Raw genomic sequence first — 21,011 nt, forward strand, 5'->3', positions numbered from 1 at the left:
ACTCCCAATAGTTTGTTTATTGTATTGAAATAAAATAAAACCAAATAACTAAAAATAAAATATTGACGGATAATGAGCAAAGAGATATACCTGATTGCCAGTGGCGATTTAAGACTTCCAGCCAATCAAACCTGTTGGCCTGCACAAAAAGAAATGGAAGACAGTCTACAGGGCGTTTTTGATGACCTGGGAATTAACGTCATCAGGGCGCATAAATTTGATGAGAAAAAAGGTCATGGTTTTATCGATTCCCAGAAAATGGGGATGGAAGTATTTAGAGATATAGATCCCGAGAAGCCATTAATTGTAGCAGAAAGCGTGTGGCAGTTTTCGCATCATGTATTGGCAGGATTGACCACACATAAAGGACCTATCTTGACAATTGCCAACTGGAGTGGTCAATGGCCTGGGCTAGTAGGCATGCTTAATCTCAATGGCTCTTTAACCAAAGCTGATGTCCCTTATTCCACACTTTGGAGCAAGGATTTTAAAGACAGCTTCTTTTTAAATGGATTTAAAGAATGGTTGGAATCTGGGAAAATTTCTCACGATCTAAGCCATGTAAAAGCCTTTGACCCAAGCAGTATTCCTGCCAAAGCTTTGGAAACAGGAAGTGCGTTTGCAAAAGAATTCAGAAAGAATAAAGCCATAATGGGCGTTTTTGATGAAGGATGTATGGGCATGTTTAATGCCATTATACCCGATCATTTATTGCACAAAACAGGTTTGTTTAAGGAAAGACTAAGTCAATCCACTTTATATGCAGCCATGCGGAATGTTTCCTCAGAAGAAGCAGAAGAAGTACTGCAATGGTTATTGGATGAAGGACTGACCTTTAACTGGGGAACCAAACCTGAAACAGAACTTACAAGGGAGCAAACCCTTGAGCAATGCAAAATGTATGTGGCTGCCCTTAGGCTGGCCAATAAGTTTGGTTGTGATACAATTGGTATACAGTACCAGCAAGGACTTAATGAACTAACCCCAGCCAGTGATTTGGTGGAAGGTTTGTTAAACAATACAGAAAGACCTCCGGTGCTTGATGAGCAGGGAGTTGAAATTATCGCTGGTAAAGCACTCCCTCATTTCAATGAAGTGGATGAATGTGCAGGACTAGACAGTTTGATAACCTACAAGCTTTGGGAAAAACTTGGTTTGGTTGGAGACAATACCCTTCATGATTTAAGGTATGGAGAAAACTTCACAGTAAATGGTAAAGAAGAATTTGTATGGGTTTTCCTTATTTCAGGCGCCGCACCTCCATCCCATTTTACTGGTGGATTTAAAGGAGCAAGCAGTGACAGGCAACCACCTATGTATTTTCCATTAGGTGGAGGGAGTTTAAAAGGAGTGAGCAAACCTGGACATATCGTTTGGAGTCGGGTTTTTGTGATGGATGACCAATTGCATTGCGACCTTGGTACAGGTAGGGTTGTAGAGTTGCCTGCTGAAGAAACTCAGAGAAGGTGGGACATGACCACGCCTGAGTGGCCAATTATGCACGGTGTATTGGACGGTGTAAATCGCGATCAGATGATGGCAAGGCACAAGGCCAATCATATTCATGTGGTTTATGCAACAGACAAAGACAGTGCGCTTGAAGCTTGCTATGCCAAGGCTGCTGCAATGAATGAATTGGGAATTAAAACGTCACTATGTGGTCTCTAATATGAAAAAAACAACACTTATAGTACTAGCAATAGCGGCTGGATTGATGCTGCATTCCTGCGGAGGAGCCAATGAGAAAAAAGCTGAAGCCCAGGAAAATGTTCAATTGGCACCCAATGACATCACTGGAAACTATCACCTACCGGAAAAACAAAAAGTAGGAGAAGGTTCATTGGTACATGCTGAACTTATCTATCCATTGGACGATCGACCAACACCTCAGGTTCATGCTTCCACTTTGGTAGAAACTCCCTCAGGAATAGTGGCTGCTTTCTTTTCAGGAACGCATGAAAAAAATCCTGATGTAGGCATTAGGGTCACTCATTTGGAAAATGGAAAATGGACAAGACCTGTAGAAGTAGCGAATGGGGTACAAAATGCTAATTTGAGGTATCCAGCCTGGAATCCAGTGCTGTTTCAACCCAAAGATGGTCCTTTAATGCTTTTCTATAAAGTAGGTCCAGATCCTAGAACCTGGTGGGGCATGTTGATCACTTCGGATGATGATGGTAAAACCTGGTCTGAGCCTAAAAAACTTGGAGAAGACCCAGCCATTGGCCCCCTTTTAGGTCCAGTAAAAAACAAGGCAGTTCAACTTGAGGATGGAACTATCATCGCTCCAACAAGTACAGAATTCAAAAAAGATGACGATACCTTTTGGATGGTTCATTTTGAAATCAGCAAGGACAATGGAAAGACATGGGAGGTTGTAGGACCTATCAATGACGGAGTTGAGTTTGATGCCATTCAACCTAGTATTTTGTTCCACAAAGATGGTTCGCTTCAGATTTTATGCCGTACCCGGCAGGATGTTATTTCAGAAAGTTGGTCTACTGACAATGGCCAGACCTGGTCTCCAATGAAGGCTACTTCTCTTCCAAACCCTAATTCGGGTACAGATGCCGTGACTTTGGCTGATGGCAGACAATTATTGATTTATAACCATAGCACCAAAGAAGGGAAAGAACCTAAAGGAAGAAACATTCTGAATTTGGCGATTTCTGATGATGGCAAGACCTGGGATCCATTTATGACCCTTGAAAACGAACCAAATGAATCAGGATATAGCTATCCTGCGATCATCCAAAGCAAAGATGGAATGGTTCATATGACCTACACCTATGACAGGAAAACTGTTAAATATGCAGTGGTAGATCCAAGTAAAATTAAATAAAGACAATTATAACCAGAATAGAGTAGGTGTTTTCAATGCCTATTTATACGAATAAGAAATGCAGAGAGATTTAAAAAAAGAGCCATTGAGGGGTATTATACCTCCAATGGCCACGCTTTTGTTGGACGATGATCATCTAGACAAAGAAGGAACAAGCCAACTTATAGAGCACCTGATTGCTGGGGGAGTTCATGGTATTTTCATTCTTGGTACTACTGGAGAGTGTACTAATATTTCCTATAAATTAAGGAGGGAGCTAATTACATTGTCTTGTGAATTAGTCAATGGTAGAGTACCTGTGTTGGTTGGTATTACTGATACTTCGCTTGAGGAAAGCCTGGCTTTAAGTCGCTTGTCAAAAGAAGCTGGAGCTACAGCAGTAGTGGCAGCGCCACCCTATTATTATGGGTTGGGAGAAAGTGAATTGATTACTTATTTCAACAAGCTTGCGGATAAGTTGACCCTACCATTGTATTTGTACAACATGCCTTCGCATACGAAAACAATGATGACTCAGAAAGCTGTTTTGGAATTGTCTAAACACCCAAATGTTTATGGGCTTAAAGACAGCTCAGGACAAGCCGTGTTTTTCAATGCCATGATCTATGCTTTCAGAAATAGACCTGATTTCACTTTGCTGGTAGGACCTGAAGAAATGATGGCATCAACTGTACTGATGGGTGGAAATGGTGGCGTAAGTGGAGGGGCCAATGTTTTCCCTAGACTTTTTGTAGATCTTTACAATGCTGCTGACAAAGGTGATTTGAAAGAGGTTGCAAGACTTCAGGAAATGGCGATGGAATTGGCTGATGAAATTTATGCCATGGGATCTTATGGATCAAGTTTCTTAAAAGGATTGAAAGCGTCGATGTTTATCTTGGGAATAGGTACTGGTTATTTGGCTACGCCGCTATCCGCTTTTGAAAAAGACGAAATTGAAGTAATTAGAAAAAAATTGATTGGGCTTGCTGCTTATAAACAATACGTATAACCCAAATATGCCATAGTGTTTTAATCTCCGTGGTGAAAAAATTAGAGCCAATCAATCGTTTTGAGATTAATTTCTCTAGCTGTTCTGATTCTCTAATGAATTTACTACTATGTGCAAATCCTATGGCATAATCAGTATTTACCCCTGAAATAATCATTTTAAAAAGTAAAAAAGAATGGATTTACCCCTTATTGATCTAGTTGTATTTTTGTCATATATGTTGGCCATTATCCTTTTCGGAGCCTCCTTTTACTTTAAAAAGCGTTCCGCAAACGACTATATTACAGGAGGGGGGCGATTGCCTTCCTGGGCCATAGGGATGTCCATTTTTGCTACTTTTGTGAGTAGTATCAGTTTTTTGGCTCTTCCTGGAAATGCTTATTTGTCCAATTGGAGCGGATTTGTATTTAGTTTGTCCATACCAATTGCAGCCGTTTTAGCGGTCAAGTTTTTTGTACCCCTTTATAGAGGAATAAAAAACCCATCGGCCTATTATTACCTAGAGACCAAATTTGGGCCATGGGCTAGAACCTATGCATCCATTTGTTACTTGCTAACACAATTGGCACGAATGGGAGCCATTATGTATTTGTTGGCTTTGCCGATGAATGTTATGTTTGGATGGAGCATTCCTGTTATTATAATAATTACGGGGGTAAGCGTTCTTATTTATTCGATTATGGGTGGATTTGAGGCTGTTATTTGGACAGATGCCATACAGGGCATAGTTCTTATTACTGGTGCTTTGGCCTGTTTATTGATTATTATGTTTTCCATGCCTGAAGGACCAGGACAAGTATTTACTATAGGAGCGGAGCATGATAAGTTTAGTTTAGGGAGTTTTGGCTTCAGCTTGTCTGAGGGTACTTTTTGGGTGATATTGATATATGGCCTTTTTATTAACCTGCAGAATTTCGGGGTGGACCAAAACTATGTACAACGTTACCTCAGTGCTAAATCAGATAAAGAAGCGGTTAAATCTACCTTATTGGGGAGTCTACTATATGTTCCTGTGTCGCTTCTGTTTTTCTTTATTGGAACAGCGCTTTTTGCTTATTATCAGGCAATGCCTGAATTATTGCCAGAAGCATTTCGTGGTGCAGATCAGGCAGACAAGGTTTTCCCTTATTTTATTGTGAGTGGTTTACCTGTGGGTATGACGGGATTGCTTATTGCTTCCATTTTCGCGGCAGGAATGAGTACTATCTCTACTAGTATCAATAGTTCGGCTACAATTATACTGACTGATCATTATAAAAAATATATTTCTCCGGATATAACCGGGAAAGGAGAAATGAGGGTGTTGCTTTTCTCTTCATTTGTAATGGGCGTATTGGCCATTGTAGTAGCCATAGCATTTAATGGTGTCACGAGTGCATTGGAAGCGTGGTGGGCCTTATCAGCGATATTTAGTGGGGGTATTCTTGGTTTGTTTTTGCTCGGTTTCATTGGTAAAAACATCAAACAAAAATTCGCCGCCATTGGTGTTGCACTTGGAGTATTGGTTATTGGCTGGATGAGTTTGTCACCAGTAATTTTTGAAGAAGGGATGCGATTTAGAAGTACCTTTCATGCCAACCTTACCATTGTATTTGGTACTATTGTCATCTTCTTGGTGGGATTTGTCTTATCAGCTATAGCCAATAGGAAGAGCTAATGGGAAGGGGATAACGGTTTAACTCGGATTCGAAGACATTGAAAAGTTACCTGGAGCGAGAGGCTAACGTATAAGATTTTGTCAGCATTGTTGCCGAAAAAAAGCAACAATGCCGCCAAAATCGAGTCTGATTTATCCTTTACCAGACTGGAACATGAGGGAATAATATTTACCTCCCCGTTCTGGATGAAATTAATTCTGGTAAGTCATTTAATCAATTGAGGGTGGCGAAAAGCATTGCATTGAACCATTAATTATTCTTTGAAATAATTATAAACCGCCTAAACCGTATTGCCTGCATTGAACAATATAGTGAGCGTCAGGGACTGCTAAAACAAAGGAAAAAAGCTAATCCACACCCACATCTATGGGCCTAAATAATTGCTTTCTCAAGTGGGGAATCACATGGGGAACCTATGAAAATTAATTAAGTTAGATGGAATAAGCAATTTATTCTCCCAATAGGCGAGCAATTGCCTATTAAGAGTTTTGCTCTTTAAATCCTCTCGAAGAGTAAATGAGCATGCTGATGATAATTAGTAATATAAAAAGTACAGCATATTCAAATTGCAACCATATGTCAGACCTGGCTTTGATTCTATAACTTAGGTTGGCAAGTTTTTTACCTTCCAACAACTGGATTTTTGACAATTCCCTTAAATCGTTGAATACCCGCTCAAAATCCGAATTGAATCTTAGGACACTGTTCTCATAGTTTTTTTCCGAGGTTTCCAGGTTGCTAAAATAGCTTTGAATTTCAAGCTTTTTTGATACCAATTGCTTGAAATCATTAAGGTACTGTTCCTCCTTAGGTGTAAGATAGGTTCGTTCAAAACCTGAAATTATGGCTAGTATCTGTTCATGATAGTCAATTACCTGATTCTTGACCGCCAAATATTCTTCGATAGACTCGGTATTTGCCACTATTAAGCGCATTCTGAAAAGCAATTCAGTAATATTAAAAATATAGTCCTGAACGACTAACCTGTCTTCATACACAGTAACAAAAGAAGCTTCTAATTCGTCTACATTACTTTTGTCTACTAGACTTTTTGCAAAAATGAGAAACAAAATTAGAATCAATGCAATGGCTATTTTTGTTTTGAATGAGAAGAAGGTTTTTCCTGTCATATTTCCTTAATTTAATTCGCTTTATAAAATGACCTGTTTTTTTCTTTTTTAGTTGATAGGTAGACCTAATTTATCAAGTAAGTTTCATACTATTAAATAAGGTATTAATTTCTAATTAACCAACCAAAGAGAAAAATATTCCCGTTCCTTAAAAATACGCCGAAGGCAGGGTGAAGGTGATATTTGAGCCTTTCCCTAACTCACTAAAAACCTTTATTTCTCCACCATTTTTCTCGATAAAATCTTTCGAGAGTTTCAAGCCTAGACCTGTTCCTTTCTCTCCTTCTGTACCATATTGTCGTTTTCCCGCAAGTTCTTTAGTAAAAAGGTTGTTAAGGGCCTCTTCAGACATTCCAATACCATTGTCTTTAATCGAAATTTCCCAAAAATCCTGACCATGCTTTTTACTAGAAACAATTATTTCCCCGCCTTTGTGGGTGAATTTTAAAGCATTGTTTATAATATTTCTTAGCACCAGATTAATTTGATCTTTGTCTGCGAAGCAGATGGTGTTTTCTTCCAATTGATCAATGATTTCAATCTTTTTACCTTCAGAAATAGGTTGATTCAAGTTGATGTTTTCATTTAACAATTTGTGCATGGATAGTGCAGAAGGATCAGTTACTATCCCTTTCATTTGTCCTTTGGCCCAGTTTAGTAAATTGGTAAGTGTAAAGTGGACTTGCTCTACCTCATTTCGCAATTGAGTAGAAACCATCAAAAACTCTTGTTGATTTAACTTTTCATCCACCACATATTGCATAAGCCCCTTTAGACTATTTATAGGGCTTTTTAAGTCATGGCCAACTATGCTAAAAAGCTTGTCTTTGGTTTCATTGACCTGAAATAATTGATTTGTTATTTTTTCATTTTCAATTTTCTGCTTTAGCAACCTTTTATTTAAGTCCTCAAATTTATTTTTCTGTCGGGTGACCAGAGCTTTTGCTTTTATTTGTGTTTTTATAGACCTAATAGCAAGTATAAAAGCAATCAGAAGGATAACAAGAATCACGGTAACTCCAATACGGATGTTTCGCTCCATCTTTTTCTCATTAAGGAGTTCTTTTTCCTTTTGAATTTGAATAAGTTCAGCTTCTTTTTTGTCAAATTCATACTTTGAGCTAATCTCTTGAATTTGTTTCTCAGTTTCTAAATTGATTATACTGTCTTGGTATAATTTGTGTAGTTTGAAATGATACAGGGCTTGCATGCCCTTGTTTTCCTTTTCGAATATCTTGCTCAGAAGAAGATGACTTTTGTTGATATTACTTTTGATATTGCTTTCTACAAAAATGGCTAAACTTTCCTCAATGTTTTTCTTTGCTGGTTTTAGTCTATTCAAATACAATTGTGCCTCACCGATTCCCAATAAGTCAAATCCAATACCAACACGGTCTCCTCTTTCTTTATCGACTAATAGTGCTTTTTCAAAATATTCAAGTGCGCCCTTAAAATCTTCTTCAATCAATAAAATTTCACCAATATTAAAATAACTTACCGATATAAGTTGCCGGTTATTCATGTCTAAGCCTAGTTCAAGAGTTGCATTGAATTGCTTAATGGCTTCATCCAATTGACCTTTTTCTTTATTAACAAGAGCTATATTGATTCTGGAAGAGGCCATGCCTGTTTTGTCATTGGACTCTTCTCGGATTTTTAATGCTCGGGTATGGTATTCTAAGGCCTTGTCATAATCACCAAAATCCGTAAATACCAAACCTAGATTATTTAGCGTTTTACTTTGTTCTAGTTTTGAGAGATGCTCCTCTTTTATTCCAAGGGCCAGCAAATAATTACTGACAGCTTCGGGGTAATTCCCTCTTTCATAGTAGTTTAGGCCTATGCTATTGTAAATGTTTGCTAAACCTAACCAGTATTGCTCTTTTTCCGCAATGGACAAGCCTTCTTGGAAAAAATTCATGGCTCGATTGTACTCGCCTTTGATATTGTGATAAGCACCAATGTTTCTGTAGGCATCTACCATACCTCGGGCGTAGTCGATTTGCTCACTTGCCCTTAGACTCTTCATTGCCAATAAAAAGGTGCTGTCTGGATTTCGGTTGTAATAACGTTCCCCTAATCGGTTCAGTTGATCTATATAATCATAAGTAGGACTGAAATTTTCTTGGTTTTCACTGGCTTGTAATTGTTCAACTTGGCTTTGGATATTTTCTGTTTGTGCCAATAAAGAATGCGTTGCAAATACTACTGAAATAACAGCAGAAGTAAAAAAATATGTTTTAAAATTTAAAAACGCAGTCAAAGGTTTTTGGTTGTTTTAGTATTCAATTGTCTTGATCAAAGTCCAGGCATATTTAGGCCCCATTCAATATAGTTTATTGTCTTAATTAGAGATATTATTGCTAATCATGCGGGATTCAAAGCCCTAATAATCCCAATATATTAATATAAGAGAATTATAATTGATTTAGTGGCTTTTAGTTCTTTTATTCCTAGAATCTGATATAATCAATGAAAGCAATGTGCATTTCCTTGATTCGCATCTAGTCTCTCTAATAATTAAACATGTAGGGTAGATTAATGTTTCAACACGGATTATACAATCGTATCCATTATAGCCTGTTCAATTTTTTTCAGGAAGTAATGTAATCACAAAAGTACAGGAAGGTTAAACTGTATAGAAGTGATTTTATTACCTAGTAGAATGGCTATTGCATATTTCGGTTTTAATTAATCCTTAGCGTAAATAAGCCCTGTCGTGTCTTGTTTTCCTGCCGTTGGTAAGTAGGGGTTTTTGACCCTTCAGAGATATTACAAAGTTATTGCTAAAATATTAATTATCGAATATTAATTGATGGATTTTTTAGTTAATGAGCAGTTTTATTCTTGATTTTGATGAATTTACCCTAGTTGAAAATTTAACCGATTGGATATCAGTTAGTTATGAATTAGTGGTAAATCTAATTAGTTTGAATTTTATTGTAATTAATGTAATCCCCTTATGAAATAATTATGCAAATGGGTTCTAAATGCCCATTGTATTCCTAAGAATATTAGCCACTTGAGGTTTAAACTATAGGTTAAAACAGCTTTTTCATAGGATTATCAATTGGGTAACTCCGGCTCTTAAAGAGAAATTGGGTATAGCATTAATGAATTAATTTTGCCAATAGTGCTGGGTAATCAGGTCTTAGATTATCTTTTGCAAATTAGCGATATTGGGTTCAATATCTTTTACTCGAATTTCAGGAATGGATTCAAAATAACCTTTTCCAATCCTATTTAGGAAGCGATTCTATAAGGAATTCAATTGCCTATTTACCACTACGGGTTCAAGTATCTCTTTAGCAGTTGTAATAAAGGTTAGTTTTTTTGAGAATATAAAAGTAGGTAAGTGGATTACTTTTTTAAATGCTTGAAATTTATTTTTAGCTTTAAGGTTCAAATTTGAATTTATACGTACAATGAAAAATACCAACCCCACCTCGACAGAAGCCTGGAAATCACTCTCCGCCGCCAAGGCTAAACCTTTATCAATAAAATCCTTGTTTGAAGAGGATCCGCTCCGATTCGAAAAATTCAGTGTCCGGTTTAAGGATATCATCCTTGATTATTCTAAAAACCGAATAGATGAAGAAATTCTTTCGTCGCTTTTCAATCTGGCAAATGAGACCAGTCTTAGGGAAGCCATTGAAGACATGTTTGTAGGCAAACCGATCAATGGGACAGAAGGCAGGTCTGTATTGCATACCGCATTAAGGAATAGGTCCAATGTGCCTGTTTATGTAGAGGGTAAGGATGTGATGCCCGAAATCAATGCCGTGTTGGATAAGATGAAAAAATTTTCAGAGAAAGTTTCCAACGGAGTTTGGAAAGGTTTTACTGGTAAACCCATCAAATCCCTAGTAAATATTGGTATTGGAGGGAGTGATCTTGGTCCAGTTATGGTGACGGAAGCATTGAAACCTTACCAGCATTCGCATATAAAAACCCATTTTGTTTCCAATGTAGATGGTTCTCATATTACAGAGGTGCTAAAACAAGTAGACCCTGAAACCACCCTGTTTTTCATTGCTTCTAAAACCTTTACTACTCAGGAAACCATGACCAATGCCCATACTGCAAGAGATTGGTTTTTAGAACATGCCCAAAATGAAGCGGAAGTAGCCAAGCATTTTGTAGCCCTTTCTACTAATGGAAATGCCGTGAGTGAATTTGGGATTGACCTTGATAATATGTTTGGATTCTGGGATTGGGTTGGAGGAAGGTATTCTTTATGGTCTGCCATAGGCTTGACCATCGCTTGCTCTGTGGGATTTGAAAATTTCAGGAAACTGCTGGAGGGTGCCCATGACATGGACAAACATTTTAGAACGGAAGCATATGAAAAAAACTTACCGGTCCTACTCGCTCTAATTGGTATTTGGAACACCAATTTCTTAGGTGCTACTTCCGAAACTATTCTTCCTTACGATCAATACATGCACCGCTTTCCTGCTTATTTTCAGCAAGGAAATATGGAAAGTAATGGGAAGTATACAGACAGGGAAGGAAACAAAGTCAACTATTCAACAGGTCCTGTCATTTGGGGAGAGCCTGGAACAAATGGGCAACACGCATTTTACCAATTGATTCACCAAGGTACGCAGATGATACCTTGCGATTTTATCGCACCTGCTCAAACGCATAACCCGGTTGGTGATCATCATTCAAAGTTAATGTCGAACTTTTTTGCACAAACAGAGGCTTTAATGAACGGGAAATCACTCGAAGAGGTGAGGGAAGAAATGAAGAAAGAAGGGAGATCTCCTGAAATCATTGATAAGATTGCGCCCCATAAAGTGTTTGAAGGAAACCGTCCTACTAATTCTATTTTGGTGAAAAAGATAAATCCTTCGACTTTAGGAGCTTTGATTGCCATGTATGAGCATAAAATATTTGTTCAGGGTGTGATTTGGAACATTTTTAGTTTCGACCAGTGGGGAGTTGAGTTAGGAAAAGTTCTTGCGAAATCAATCTTGCCTGAATTGAAATCTGAAGAGGAGGTAACATCCCATGATTCTTCTACCAATGGGTTGATCAATGCATTCAAAGATTTCAGAAAAGCATAAGCTGATTCAGTCAAAAACTATTTAATTGAATGGCTAGTAATAAAAAATAAATAATTCCTGTACGGACTGTTTTCAGTTTGTATAGGAATTTTTTTTAAAGACCTTGAAAATAAGTTTATTTTCTAATAAATGTTCATTTATTGTATCTGGACGAATTCCAGTTGTATCACTTTCCATCCCAATTGTTAATTGATTTAATAATGGTCTTTACTTCTGATTTGGTCAATACAGGGTTTAGCGGAATACTCAATATTTCTTTATGAATTTTTTCTGTAATAGGTAATTCCCCAAAATTCATTTGTACATAAACGGGCTGGAGATGAGGTGGGACGGGGTAATGAATGGCTGTCTCAATTCCAGCTTTGGAGAGGTGTCGAATTAAGTTTTCTCTATTTGGGACCATTAAGGTAAACAAATGCCAGGTATGAGAAAGCGGCTGGTTTAGCTCCGGAGCCTTTGGAAGGGTCAGGTAAATTGAATCAATCTCTTTGAGGTAAGCGCTAGCGATTTCATTTCTGTAGCGGTTGCTTTTATCCAAATAAGGGAGTTTTACATTGAGTACACCGGCCTGAATTTCATCCATTTTTGAATGCGTACCGAAGTACTCGAATACATATTTTTCTTTACCCCCATAATTGCCCAATGCCCTGATGGTGATGGCAAGTTCAGGATCATTGGTAGTGGCGGCCCCAGCATCTCCTAAGGCTCCTAGGTTTTTTGTAGGGTAAAAACTATGCGCTGCAACATGCCCTAGTGCACCAGTACTTTTTCCATTGTAAACACTTCCCACCGATTGCGCATTGTCTTCAATTAGCTTAAGTTGGTGCTTTTCTACAAGCTGTTTTATCTCTTCATTGAATGCATTCCTACCAAACAGATGTACCAACAAAAGGGCTCGGGATTTTTTAGTGATTTTTTGTTCAAGAGATGAAGTGCAAATATTAAAAGTTAGAGGATCAGGTTCAACAGGAACTGGAACCAAACCCTGATTGGAAATGGCTAGGAAAGTAGCAAAGAAGGTATTTGCAGGAACAAGAATTTCATCTCCTTTTTCTAAAATACCCATAAGCAGATAAGCCCTAAATATTAATTCAAGTGCATTGGTGCCATTCCCTAAGCTGATACAGTGTTTCGTACCAATATAGCTCGCAAAGTTCTTTTCAAATTTCTCAGAAATTTCTCCATTGACATATTGACCGCTTTGACTGATCTCTATAAGCGTATCAGTGAGCTCAGGCTCAAATGCCTGATTTATGGCTTTTAAGTCCAAAAACTTTATAGGGGAATTTTCCTTCATTTATCTAAATCGTGAATTAAGACACGAAAATAATTAACTAGGAAGGATTGATACCATTAATTGAAATAAACTCAATAAAAATTTATTAATATTTAATTTCCGTGGTTTTTATGAATGGTCTGCATTGGATGATTCAACGTATATTAAATATAAAGGACAATAAAATGCGTTTACTGATATTTTCTTTTCTCTTGGCTTTGTGTGGTTCCTGTTCTTTAAGAGGGATTACGATTTCTGAGAATATTATTTATATGGAAGAGGGGTATCTGGGTGAATTACCAGAAAAAAGATTGAACATTTTTAAGCCTAAAAAAATAAAAGAGGCCCTTCCCGTTTTGGTATTTATCCATGGAGGCAGCTGGCGGTCAGGATCCAAAGAAAAATACAGCCTCGTTGCTAGAAGATGGGCAAGAAGAAATATTGTTACGGTCATTATTGATTATCCTCTAAGCCCGGAATATAAAATCCATAGTATGGGCAAAGCTTCTGCGAAAGCATTGAATTGGGTGGAAGAGAATATTGCTGATTATGGAGGAGACCCTGAAAAAATAGTAGTGTCAGGGCATTCTGCTGGTGGCCATTTGGCAAGTCTTGTTGCCATTCGGGATGAATATTTCGATAGTTTGGGCGTTAATAACCCAATTGCAGCTGCGGTTTTAATCGATGCTGCAGGTTTTGATATGTACCATTATTTTAAGGAGAAAAACAATGCGCCAGGGACATCTCATTTGAAGACGTTTACAGATTCACCTGAAGTGTGGAAGGATACCTCACCGATTTATTTTTTACATGACCATATGCCTCCAATGCTAATTATGATGGGTGGAAAAACGGAGGAAAGCATAATTGAAGGTACTCACAGGTTTATGAAGGAATACAAGAAATATGAACCAGAGCCCAATTTTAAAGTCCAGAAGAACAAAAGGCATATTCCCATGATGCTTCAAATGGTTTATACGCCAAGTCGAGGATTCAGGTGGGTAACTAGATTTGTTAAAGCAGTGGGCGAATGATTTATGGTGAAAATTTGGCGGAAACCACCTTTTTTTCGGCTCTATTTATTCCAATAAAATTTCCAGTTAAAGGGTCCAATGCGATCCCCTGACCTGTAAATGGTGCTTCATATTGTTTTATAAAGATTAAATTTTCACCGGTTTTGGGTAGGGTTACATAATACAATAATTTTTCATCGTGACCTGTTACTAGAAATCCCTGTTCCCAGGCCACGCCACCAGAAATGCTCATTTTCCCCATCTCTTTAATGATAGACTCAGGAAAAGTCCATTTTTGCATAACCTCCCAATTCTCACTCATTTTGGCCAGGTAAGTGAGGTGATTTTTTTCACCATAGTAAGCAAAAAGGGCGTACCAATAACCGTTGGCTTTGACTATCCATGTAAGGCTGCCTTCACTTTTTCCCAGATTTATCGTTTGTGTTAATGCGAGTGTTTTGGGGTCAATTAATCGAATACTACTGCTATCGGGTTGATTAGGGTAATTGGAGTGGGCACAATAGAGAAGGCCTTCACTCAGAAACCCGCTGTTCAAATGTTTGGTGTTTGGGTAGTTTTTGGTAGCGATTAACTTTTCTGAAAACCTCTCATATTTACTAATAGAATGGTTGTTAATCGCAAAGATGTGCTGCTCTGTGGCAGCAGCAGCCTGTCGGGCATCGGTAGATGGCCATTCTTTTATTTTCCCCCAGTGAGGTGCTTTGGTTGGTTTATTGGTGAATAAATTAATTGTGGTATTCTTTTTCAATTGATAGGGGGCTGCCGCCAATATTAAATTACCTGCGTTAGAAACATTTAGACCGGCCGCGGCTTTAAAGTCTACCGAAGTACTGGTATCGAATATTTTAGAATTTATTTTTGAGATTTTTGCGGATGAGGAGGCTAATTGAAGGTGAAATAAGTCTGCTACTTGTTCTCCTGCATCATTCTTGGCGGTACCAACCATGTACAGTCGGCCTTTCTGGTCGGAAAATAAATTTAGGTTTTGGTAGGACAACCAATGAGGATCGGACCATTTAGTTGTAGTTTGGCTTTTTACTTCTATTGCACTCTTCAGAATGAAATCCCCCTTTCCAGCATAAAAATCCTGCTCAGGACAGGAATAAAAGTCAAGTACCCGACTGTCCCAATTGGCAACCAAAATTAATATTTGACCTTGGAAAGCAGTAATCCCCACTGCTCCGGCAGTAACCCGCTCGTATTCCCCCTTTCGTTCAATGGAATAAAAAGGTTTGTCAAAGGGCTTTTCCGCTTCTAAGTTATAGACTTGTAGGTACGCAAGGTTCCTTTCCTTATTGTCTTCAATACCAACAGCCAGATAATGATCAAATATTTGAAATCCACCCGCATGACGCAGCGGAGAATGCATCAATGTATCGATGGTTACTGCCTTGGATTGATCTCCCAGTTCCATTTTTACCATATAACTCAGTTCTTCGGAGCTTCCGCTTAAGTATAAAGTTTGATCTTTATACAGTTGAATGCCTTGGAGGTGGCCTCCTTCGGAGTTATAAGAAATATTATTTGTTACCAAATAGGAGGAAGGCAGATTATTCAAATCTTCAAAAGCTTTTGTGAAATCTGTGACTTTAATGGTATTGGTCGGGGCTTCTGAAACAAGCAAGGACAAAACCATGGACCAATGCAGGAGGGAGGTGAACAGAGTGATCATTTTGAGGCTTTTATTTTGGATTAAAGTAAGGGCTATGGTAGACAATCACAATTAATATTGTCAGAATGTTCTTATAAATTGTTTTAAGTTCAAAATTCTCAATTCATCTACGGACAGCCGTTCACCTATAGGCTGGCCTGAAATAATCAGATGAACACCAAAACAGAGCCCCCTATATTGGATAAAAATTTATTGTCTAATTCTCCAGGTAATGATACTTTAAATCTGGCGCTTTCTATTTATGAAGAAGTAAAAAATAACAAAATAATGTTAAATAGGTACATAATTTAATTATGGATTAATGTTTGTGGTAATTAATTGAGTTAATAAACCATAAAACCCAAAGTCCTATGGAAAGCTATCAATTGAGAATTTTAGAGAAAAGTGCAGTGACGCACGATACCTATGCTTTTAAAATAGAAAAACCCAAAGGGTATTCCTTTGTACCTGGGCAAGCCACAGAATTGAGTTTATTGAAGGAAGGTTGGGAGGATGTAAAACGACCATTTTCTTTTACAAGCCTTCCTAAAGATGATTTTTTGGAATTTACCATTAAAACTTACGATGACCATGAAGGAGTGACCAAAAGGCTGGGGAATGCTGAGGTTGGGGAGAAGGTGGAAATAGGGGATGCCTGGGGAGCCATTGCCTACCAGGGTGAAGGTGTATTTTTGGCAGGAGGCGCAGGAATCACCCCTTTTATTTCAATCCTAAGAGATTTGCGTCAAAAAAACAAGATTGGCAATAACCGATTGATATTTGCCAATAAAACCAATGCCGACATCATACTTTTTGAAGAATTGAAGACCATTCTGGGTCATAAATTTCAAAATATCATCGAAAATCAAAAAGATACTGCTTATGATCGCGGTAGAATCGATAAGGAATACCTAATGAAGAATATTAATGATTTCAAGCACCAGCATTTTTACGTCTGTGGTCCCGAAGGATTTATAAAAGCAGTCAATAGGGCACTGGGAGAATTGGGGGCAACTCCGGAGGCTTTGGTTTTTGAAAAGTAAATGGCAGAAAAGAGAAGGAGATTTCTATCAACAGAAATCTCCTGTATTTTTATTTTATTGCCTCAATGGCTTTCGCAAGTTTTTCTTTAACCTCTTTTGCCAGAGGTTTTATTTCTTCTTTTCCTACCGGAACCATGGCAGCCTCAGGGTCAATGGCGGAAACCTCTATTTTACCATTTTCAAGTTCCCTTATCGTGACATTACAAGGCAACATGGCCGACATATTTGGATCTATGGTCAAAACCTTGTCTGCAAAACCAGGGTTACAAGCACCTAATATCACGGTAGGTAAATAATCCTTGTCCAATTTCTTTTTCATGGTGGCCTGAATATCTATTTCCGTAAGCACACCAAACCCTTGATCTTTTAGGGCTGCAGTTACCTTATCTTTTACTCCTGAAAAGGATTGCGCTTCAAGTGTTTTGTTGATATAATATTTCATAGCTGATTCATCTATTGGTTCAACTATAAAACTACACATAGATCGGGCCAAAGACAGTGACCATTGTTACATATTGAGCTGTCTTTGTTTATCTGAAAATCGCGATAGACTGAAAGGTGATCCTTTTTATTTGATAATTTTTTGAATAAATTTTATAATTCGGAGGATTTACCTGGAGGTTGAAATCCCTCAGGTTATCAGAAAAAGGACGGCAATGAAATGTAAAATCGTTCCGGCAAGGACAAAAATATGCCAGATGGCGTGGGCGTAAAGCATTTTTTTATTGGCGTAAAAAATGGTGCCTAGGGTATAAGCCAATCCTCCGGCAGCAATTAGGTAAATGATTTCCATGCTCAGATTAGCTACCAATGGTTTAATAAGAAGCAAGGCCATCCAGCCCATTCCCAGGTACAGAATAAGCGATAGTTTTTCAAATCTGCCGATAAAGAATATTTTAAAAACCAATCCCAGTAAGGTGATGGCCCATACGATTCCGAAATATACCCATCCTAAAGTACCTCCTAAACCTATCAACAACAAGGGAGTATAGGTGCCGGAAATCAAAAAATAAATGCTAATGTGATCAATGCTTCGCAATAAAGGTTTTAGTTCATTGGATTGTATGGCATGATAAAGGGTTGAGGAGGTATAAAGTAACAACATGGTGGCACCAAAGATACAGCAACTTACCACATGCAATGCAGTGCCATTTAAAACAGAAAAAACCACTAAGAGAGATATGGCAACAATACTAAAAAGAATACCAATCAGGTGGGTGAGGGTATTGGCAAACTCTTCCTTAATTGTTTGTTTTCTTTCTACCTGTCCAGCCATTGTAGTCGTTTAATAGTAATTCAGTAAATATCGCTTTTTTACGTCAATATTTCGGATGGTTAGCACCTAAAATCCGTAGGCTATTTGTTTACTCAAATGGTTCTCATCGAAATACAACCTTTCAGGTTTCAATCGGTTAATTTTAACATCAGGCTGGTTTTCCTTAAACCTGGAAGGTTTGCAGGTTTAAGGAAGGAAGTAATTTGGATTCGTTAGCTGGAAACTTGGCTCAAAAAGAAAAAAGGCCTCGAATGGAATCGTGGCCTTTTCAAAAAATTACAAGGAGTAATAAAAAAATTGTCGCTGTATTACTGTTTCAAAAGTAGGCTTTTATTGATTTAATAAAGCCTTACCGAGATTAAGGATTCTTTACATATTATTTCAGACTTTAATAATTCAATAACATTACGCTAAAGCTGAGATGTATAGAATGGTTGTCAGGGTAATTTTGTACTTTTGCAGGAAGATATGAAAGCACGAACCTTAAAAAAAGATAAAGTCAATATCATCACCATGGGTTGTTCCAAAAACCTTGTGGATTCTGAAGTGTTGCTAAGCCAACTAAAAGGAAATGGTATTGATGCCCGGCATGAATCAAATGCTGAGGACAATAATATAGTGATTATCAATACTTGTGGCTTTATTGACAATGCCAAGCAGGAATCTATCAATACCATTTTAGAGTATGCTACCGCAAAGGATCAGGGCTTGGTGGACAAAGTCTATGTGACAGGATGCCTTTCTCAAAGGTATAAAGATGACCTGGAGTTGGAGATCCCTCAGGTGGATGCTTTTTTTGGAACCAGAGAGCTTCCTGCGTTATTGAAGAAATTTAAGGCAGATTATAAGCATGAGTTAGTGGGAGAGCGACTACTAAGCCACGCCTCGCATTATGCCTACATGAAAATCTCTGAAGGTTGCGACAGGCCATGTGCCTTTTGTGCCATACCACTCATGAGAGGAGGACACGTATCCCGTCCAATTGAAGAGTTGGTTAAAGAGGCCAAACACAAAGTGGCTGGTGGAACCAAAGAAATACTTTTGATCGCACAGGATTCTACTTATTATGGTTTGGATCTCTATAAAAAAAGAAGACTTGCAGACCTTTTGCGAGCCCTTTCGGATGTAGAAGGATTGGAGTGGATAAGGTTACATTATGCTTATCCTACTGGGTTTCCTATGGATGTGCTGGAGGTGATGGCTGAAAGGGACAATATTTGCAATTACCTGGACATTCCTTTGCAACATGGATCTTCGGACGTGTTGAAAACCATGAGAAGAGGAACAACCCGTGAGAAACAAGAGGCTTTGATTAACGAAATCCGAAATAAAATTCCAGACATCGCCATTAGGACAACCCTTATTACAGGGCATCCTGGTGAAGGGGAAGCTGAATTTGAAGAGATGGTGGACTTCGTTGAGCGAATGCGTTTTGAACGATTAGGTGTTTTTACTTATTCTCATGAGGAAGATACTCATGCTTATGGTTTGGAGGATTTAGTTCCTCAGGAAGTTAAGCAGGAAAGAGCCAACCGCCTGATGGAGATTCAAGAGCAAATTTCTTTTGAACTCAATCAGGAGAAAATAGGGAAAGAATACAAGGTTCTGATTGATAAGAAAGAAAATGGCAAATTTGTAGGACGGACGGCTTATGATTCTGTGGAAGTAGACAATGAAGTGTTGATAGATGCCAGCAAGTATTATTGCAGGTTAGGAGATTTTGTTAATGTGAAAATTACTGAAGCTACCGAATTTGACCTTTACGGAGAAGTTATCTAGACCATTGTTATTTCTAATTATTAAATGATTTATTCATAATAAAAGCAGCTTTTAAACCCATGTATTTACAGGAAGTCACCACCTCAGCACATCAAAAGGAATTTTTTCAAATGGCAGTGAGGCTGTACCAGCATGAGAAAAACTGGATCAGACCCCTGGACAAAGATATAGAGGACCTTTTTCATCCGGAGACCAACAAACTGTTCAAAAGTGGAGGCAAATCCATCCGTTGGTTATTGATCGATGATCAGGGAAAAACCATTGGCAGAAATGCCGCCTTTATCAATCCCAAATGGAAAGAAAAAATCCCAACCGGAGGGATGGGTTTTTTTGAATGTATCAATGACCAAAAAGCAGCTTTTATGTTGTTTGATGTAGCTCGAGACTGGTTGGAAGCCCAAGGCATGGAAGCCATGGATGGTCCGGTGAATTTTGGTGAGCGGGACAAATGGTGGGGTTTATTGGTAGATGGTTTTTCTCCACCTAACTATAACATGTATTGGAATTTTGCTTATTATAAAGACCTGTTTGAAGCCTATGGCTTCCAGATTTATTTTAAGCAATATACCTACAGCAGAAATGTAAAAGGGGTAGTTGTAGATCCACGAATCAGGGAAAGGTCTTTGAAAATTCTTGAAAACAAGGATTTTGAATTCAGGTGTCTTAAAGGTAAAGAGCTGTGGGAGAAATTCCCTGAATACTTTATGACGGTATACAATAAGGCTTGGGCGGCTCATTTAGGAAAGACCATTTCCGTAAGAGAAGCAAAATTAATGCTTTCAAAAATGAAGCCTATCATAGATCCAAACCTTATCTTTTTTGGTTTCTTTAAAGGAGAACCCATCTGTTTTTTTATTAGTATTCCTGAAATCAATCAACTCTTTAAATATGTTGATGGTAAAATGGATCTAATTGGTAAACTTAAATTTCTTTGGCACAAAACTTTTAACCCACCAGATAAAATGTTGGGTTTGGTATTTGGCGTGGTGCCGGAATTCCAGGGAAAAGGGGTAGAAAGTGCTATGGCGACGGATTATAGAGACAATGTAGCAGAAAAGAAACTGCCCTATGAGACCATAGAAATGAACTGGGTGGGAGATTTTAACCCTAAAATGATGCGGGTCTGTGAACAATTAAATGCTACAATCTTTAAAACGCACCATACTTACCGTTATATTTTTGACAGGAATGTTCCTTTCGAAAAACACAAAGTATTGTAAAGTAAAGGTTCCTTTTCCCAAACCTATGGGCAAATGAAA

General features: G+C 38.1%; 15 protein-coding genes. 9 read left to right on the forward strand and 6 right to left on the reverse strand.

Features of this window, described 5'->3' with window-relative positions; translation table 11 throughout:
- Positions 1-72 precede the first annotated feature (72 nt).
- The 4 genes from AC0L7T_RS08745 to AC0L7T_RS08760 all read left to right on the forward strand — a co-directional run bounded on the left by AC0L7T_RS08745 (position 73) and on the right by AC0L7T_RS08760 (position 5,490).
- Positions 73-1,668, forward strand: coding sequence for a fucose isomerase (locus AC0L7T_RS08745; RefSeq protein ID WP_473342173.1), 1,596 nt, complete (start codon positions 73-75; stop codon positions 1,666-1,668).
- Position 1,669: 1 nt separating this feature from the next.
- Complete coding sequence (locus tag AC0L7T_RS08750; RefSeq protein ID WP_473342174.1) at positions 1,670-2,842, forward strand: sialidase family protein; 1,173 nt, start codon at positions 1,670-1,672, stop codon at positions 2,840-2,842.
- Between the two features lie 58 nt (positions 2,843-2,900).
- The gene (locus AC0L7T_RS08755) at positions 2,901-3,833 is read left to right on the forward strand and encodes a dihydrodipicolinate synthase family protein (protein WP_473342175.1); all 933 of its coding nucleotides are present in this window, start codon (positions 2,901-2,903) and stop codon (positions 3,831-3,833) included.
- A gap of 175 nt (positions 3,834-4,008) precedes the next feature.
- Positions 4,009-5,490, forward strand: a complete 1,482-nt coding sequence (locus AC0L7T_RS08760) for a sodium:solute symporter family protein (protein WP_473342176.1) — start codon at positions 4,009-4,011, stop codon at positions 5,488-5,490.
- A gap of 480 nt (positions 5,491-5,970) precedes the next feature.
- Here AC0L7T_RS08760 and AC0L7T_RS08765 read toward each other — a convergent pair whose 3' ends face one another.
- The gene (locus AC0L7T_RS08765; protein ID WP_473342177.1) at positions 5,971-6,621 is read right to left on the reverse strand and encodes an MCP four helix bundle domain-containing protein; all 651 of its coding nucleotides are present in this window, start codon (positions 6,619-6,621) and stop codon (positions 5,971-5,973) included.
- Positions 6,622-6,769: 148 nt separating this feature from the next.
- A complete protein-coding gene (locus AC0L7T_RS08770; RefSeq protein WP_473342178.1) occupies positions 6,770-8,806 on the reverse strand; it encodes an ATP-binding protein in 2,037 nt (678 codons plus the stop codon).
- 1,240 nt (positions 8,807-10,046) lie between these two features.
- On the opposite strand from AC0L7T_RS08770, the gene pgi reads away from it, so the two are divergent.
- The gene (gene pgi, locus AC0L7T_RS08775; RefSeq protein WP_473342179.1) at positions 10,047-11,693 is read left to right on the forward strand and encodes a glucose-6-phosphate isomerase; all 1,647 of its coding nucleotides are present in this window, start codon (positions 10,047-10,049) and stop codon (positions 11,691-11,693) included.
- Between the two features lie 166 nt (positions 11,694-11,859).
- Here the strand turns inward: pgi and AC0L7T_RS08780 are convergent, their stop codons facing one another.
- Positions 11,860-12,990, reverse strand: a complete 1,131-nt coding sequence (locus AC0L7T_RS08780) for a DegT/DnrJ/EryC1/StrS family aminotransferase (protein ID WP_473342180.1) — start codon at positions 12,988-12,990, stop codon at positions 11,860-11,862.
- Positions 12,991-13,154: 164 nt separating this feature from the next.
- Here AC0L7T_RS08780 and AC0L7T_RS08785 point away from each other — a divergent pair, with 164 nt between their 5' ends.
- Positions 13,155-14,003, forward strand: coding sequence for an alpha/beta hydrolase (locus AC0L7T_RS08785; RefSeq protein WP_473342182.1), 849 nt, complete (start codon positions 13,155-13,157; stop codon positions 14,001-14,003).
- Between the two features lies 1 nt (position 14,004).
- Here the strand turns inward: AC0L7T_RS08785 and AC0L7T_RS08790 are convergent, their stop codons facing one another.
- Positions 14,005-15,675: a hypothetical protein gene (locus AC0L7T_RS08790; protein ID WP_473342183.1), complete on the reverse strand. Its 1,671-nt coding sequence runs from the start codon at positions 15,673-15,675 to the stop codon at positions 14,005-14,007.
- A gap of 350 nt (positions 15,676-16,025) precedes the next feature.
- On the opposite strand from AC0L7T_RS08790, the gene AC0L7T_RS08795 reads away from it, so the two are divergent.
- Positions 16,026-16,697, forward strand: a complete 672-nt coding sequence (locus AC0L7T_RS08795; protein ID WP_473342184.1) for a ferredoxin reductase domain-containing protein — start codon at positions 16,026-16,028, stop codon at positions 16,695-16,697.
- 49 nt (positions 16,698-16,746) lie between these two features.
- On the opposite strand, the gene AC0L7T_RS08800 is transcribed toward AC0L7T_RS08795, so the two are convergent.
- Both AC0L7T_RS08800 and trhA read right to left on the reverse strand, forming a co-directional pair.
- Positions 16,747-17,139: a DUF302 domain-containing protein gene (locus AC0L7T_RS08800; RefSeq protein ID WP_473342185.1), complete on the reverse strand. Its 393-nt coding sequence runs from the start codon at positions 17,137-17,139 to the stop codon at positions 16,747-16,749.
- A 189-nt stretch (positions 17,140-17,328) separates the two neighbouring features.
- Entirely contained in the window at positions 17,329-17,973 is a 645-nt protein-coding gene (gene trhA, locus AC0L7T_RS08805; protein WP_473342187.1) for a PAQR family membrane homeostasis protein TrhA, read from the reverse strand.
- A 468-nt stretch (positions 17,974-18,441) separates the two neighbouring features.
- Here trhA and rimO point away from each other — a divergent pair, with 468 nt between their 5' ends.
- Both rimO and AC0L7T_RS08815 read left to right on the forward strand, forming a co-directional pair.
- A complete protein-coding gene (gene rimO / locus AC0L7T_RS08810; protein WP_473342188.1) occupies positions 18,442-19,752 on the forward strand; it encodes a 30S ribosomal protein S12 methylthiotransferase RimO in 1,311 nt (436 codons plus the stop codon).
- Between the two features lie 59 nt (positions 19,753-19,811).
- Positions 19,812-20,972, forward strand: a complete 1,161-nt coding sequence (locus tag AC0L7T_RS08815) for a hypothetical protein (RefSeq protein ID WP_473342189.1) — start codon at positions 19,812-19,814, stop codon at positions 20,970-20,972.
- Positions 20,973-21,011: the final 39 nt, after the last annotated feature.

It is taken from the genome of Cyclobacterium sp. 10D3-21 (assembly GCF_055809755.1).

What these genes read in the sequence shown, in the direction of transcription:
- AC0L7T_RS08745 (WP_473342173.1), top strand. Translation starts at nt 73, where the DNA reads ATGAGCAAAGAGATATACCTGATTGCCAGTGGCGATTTAAGACTTCCA.
- AC0L7T_RS08750 (WP_473342174.1), top strand. Translation starts at nt 1,670, where the DNA reads ATGAAAAAAACAACACTTATAGTACTAGCAATAGCGGCTGGATTGATG.
- AC0L7T_RS08755 (WP_473342175.1), top strand. Translation starts at nt 2,901, where the DNA reads ATGCAGAGAGATTTAAAAAAAGAGCCATTGAGGGGTATTATACCTCCA.
- AC0L7T_RS08760 (WP_473342176.1), top strand. Translation starts at nt 4,009, where the DNA reads ATGGATTTACCCCTTATTGATCTAGTTGTATTTTTGTCATATATGTTG.
- AC0L7T_RS08765 (WP_473342177.1), bottom strand. Translation starts at nt 6,621, where the DNA reads ATGACAGGAAAAACCTTCTTCTCATTCAAAACAAAAATAGCCATTGCA.
- pgi (WP_473342179.1), top strand. Translation starts at nt 10,047, where the DNA reads ATGAAAAATACCAACCCCACCTCGACAGAAGCCTGGAAATCACTCTCC.
- AC0L7T_RS08780 (WP_473342180.1), bottom strand. Translation starts at nt 12,990, where the DNA reads ATGAAGGAAAATTCCCCTATAAAGTTTTTGGACTTAAAAGCCATAAAT.
- AC0L7T_RS08785 (WP_473342182.1), top strand. Translation starts at nt 13,155, where the DNA reads ATGCGTTTACTGATATTTTCTTTTCTCTTGGCTTTGTGTGGTTCCTGT.
- AC0L7T_RS08790 (WP_473342183.1), bottom strand. Translation starts at nt 15,675, where the DNA reads ATGATCACTCTGTTCACCTCCCTCCTGCATTGGTCCATGGTTTTGTCC.
- AC0L7T_RS08795 (WP_473342184.1), top strand. Translation starts at nt 16,026, where the DNA reads ATGGAAAGCTATCAATTGAGAATTTTAGAGAAAAGTGCAGTGACGCAC.
- AC0L7T_RS08800 (WP_473342185.1), bottom strand. Translation starts at nt 17,139, where the DNA reads ATGAAATATTATATCAACAAAACACTTGAAGCGCAATCCTTTTCAGGA.
- trhA (WP_473342187.1), bottom strand. Translation starts at nt 17,973, where the DNA reads ATGGCTGGACAGGTAGAAAGAAAACAAACAATTAAGGAAGAGTTTGCC.
- rimO (WP_473342188.1), top strand. Translation starts at nt 18,442, where the DNA reads ATGAAAGCACGAACCTTAAAAAAAGATAAAGTCAATATCATCACCATG.
- AC0L7T_RS08815 (WP_473342189.1), top strand. Translation starts at nt 19,812, where the DNA reads ATGTATTTACAGGAAGTCACCACCTCAGCACATCAAAAGGAATTTTTT.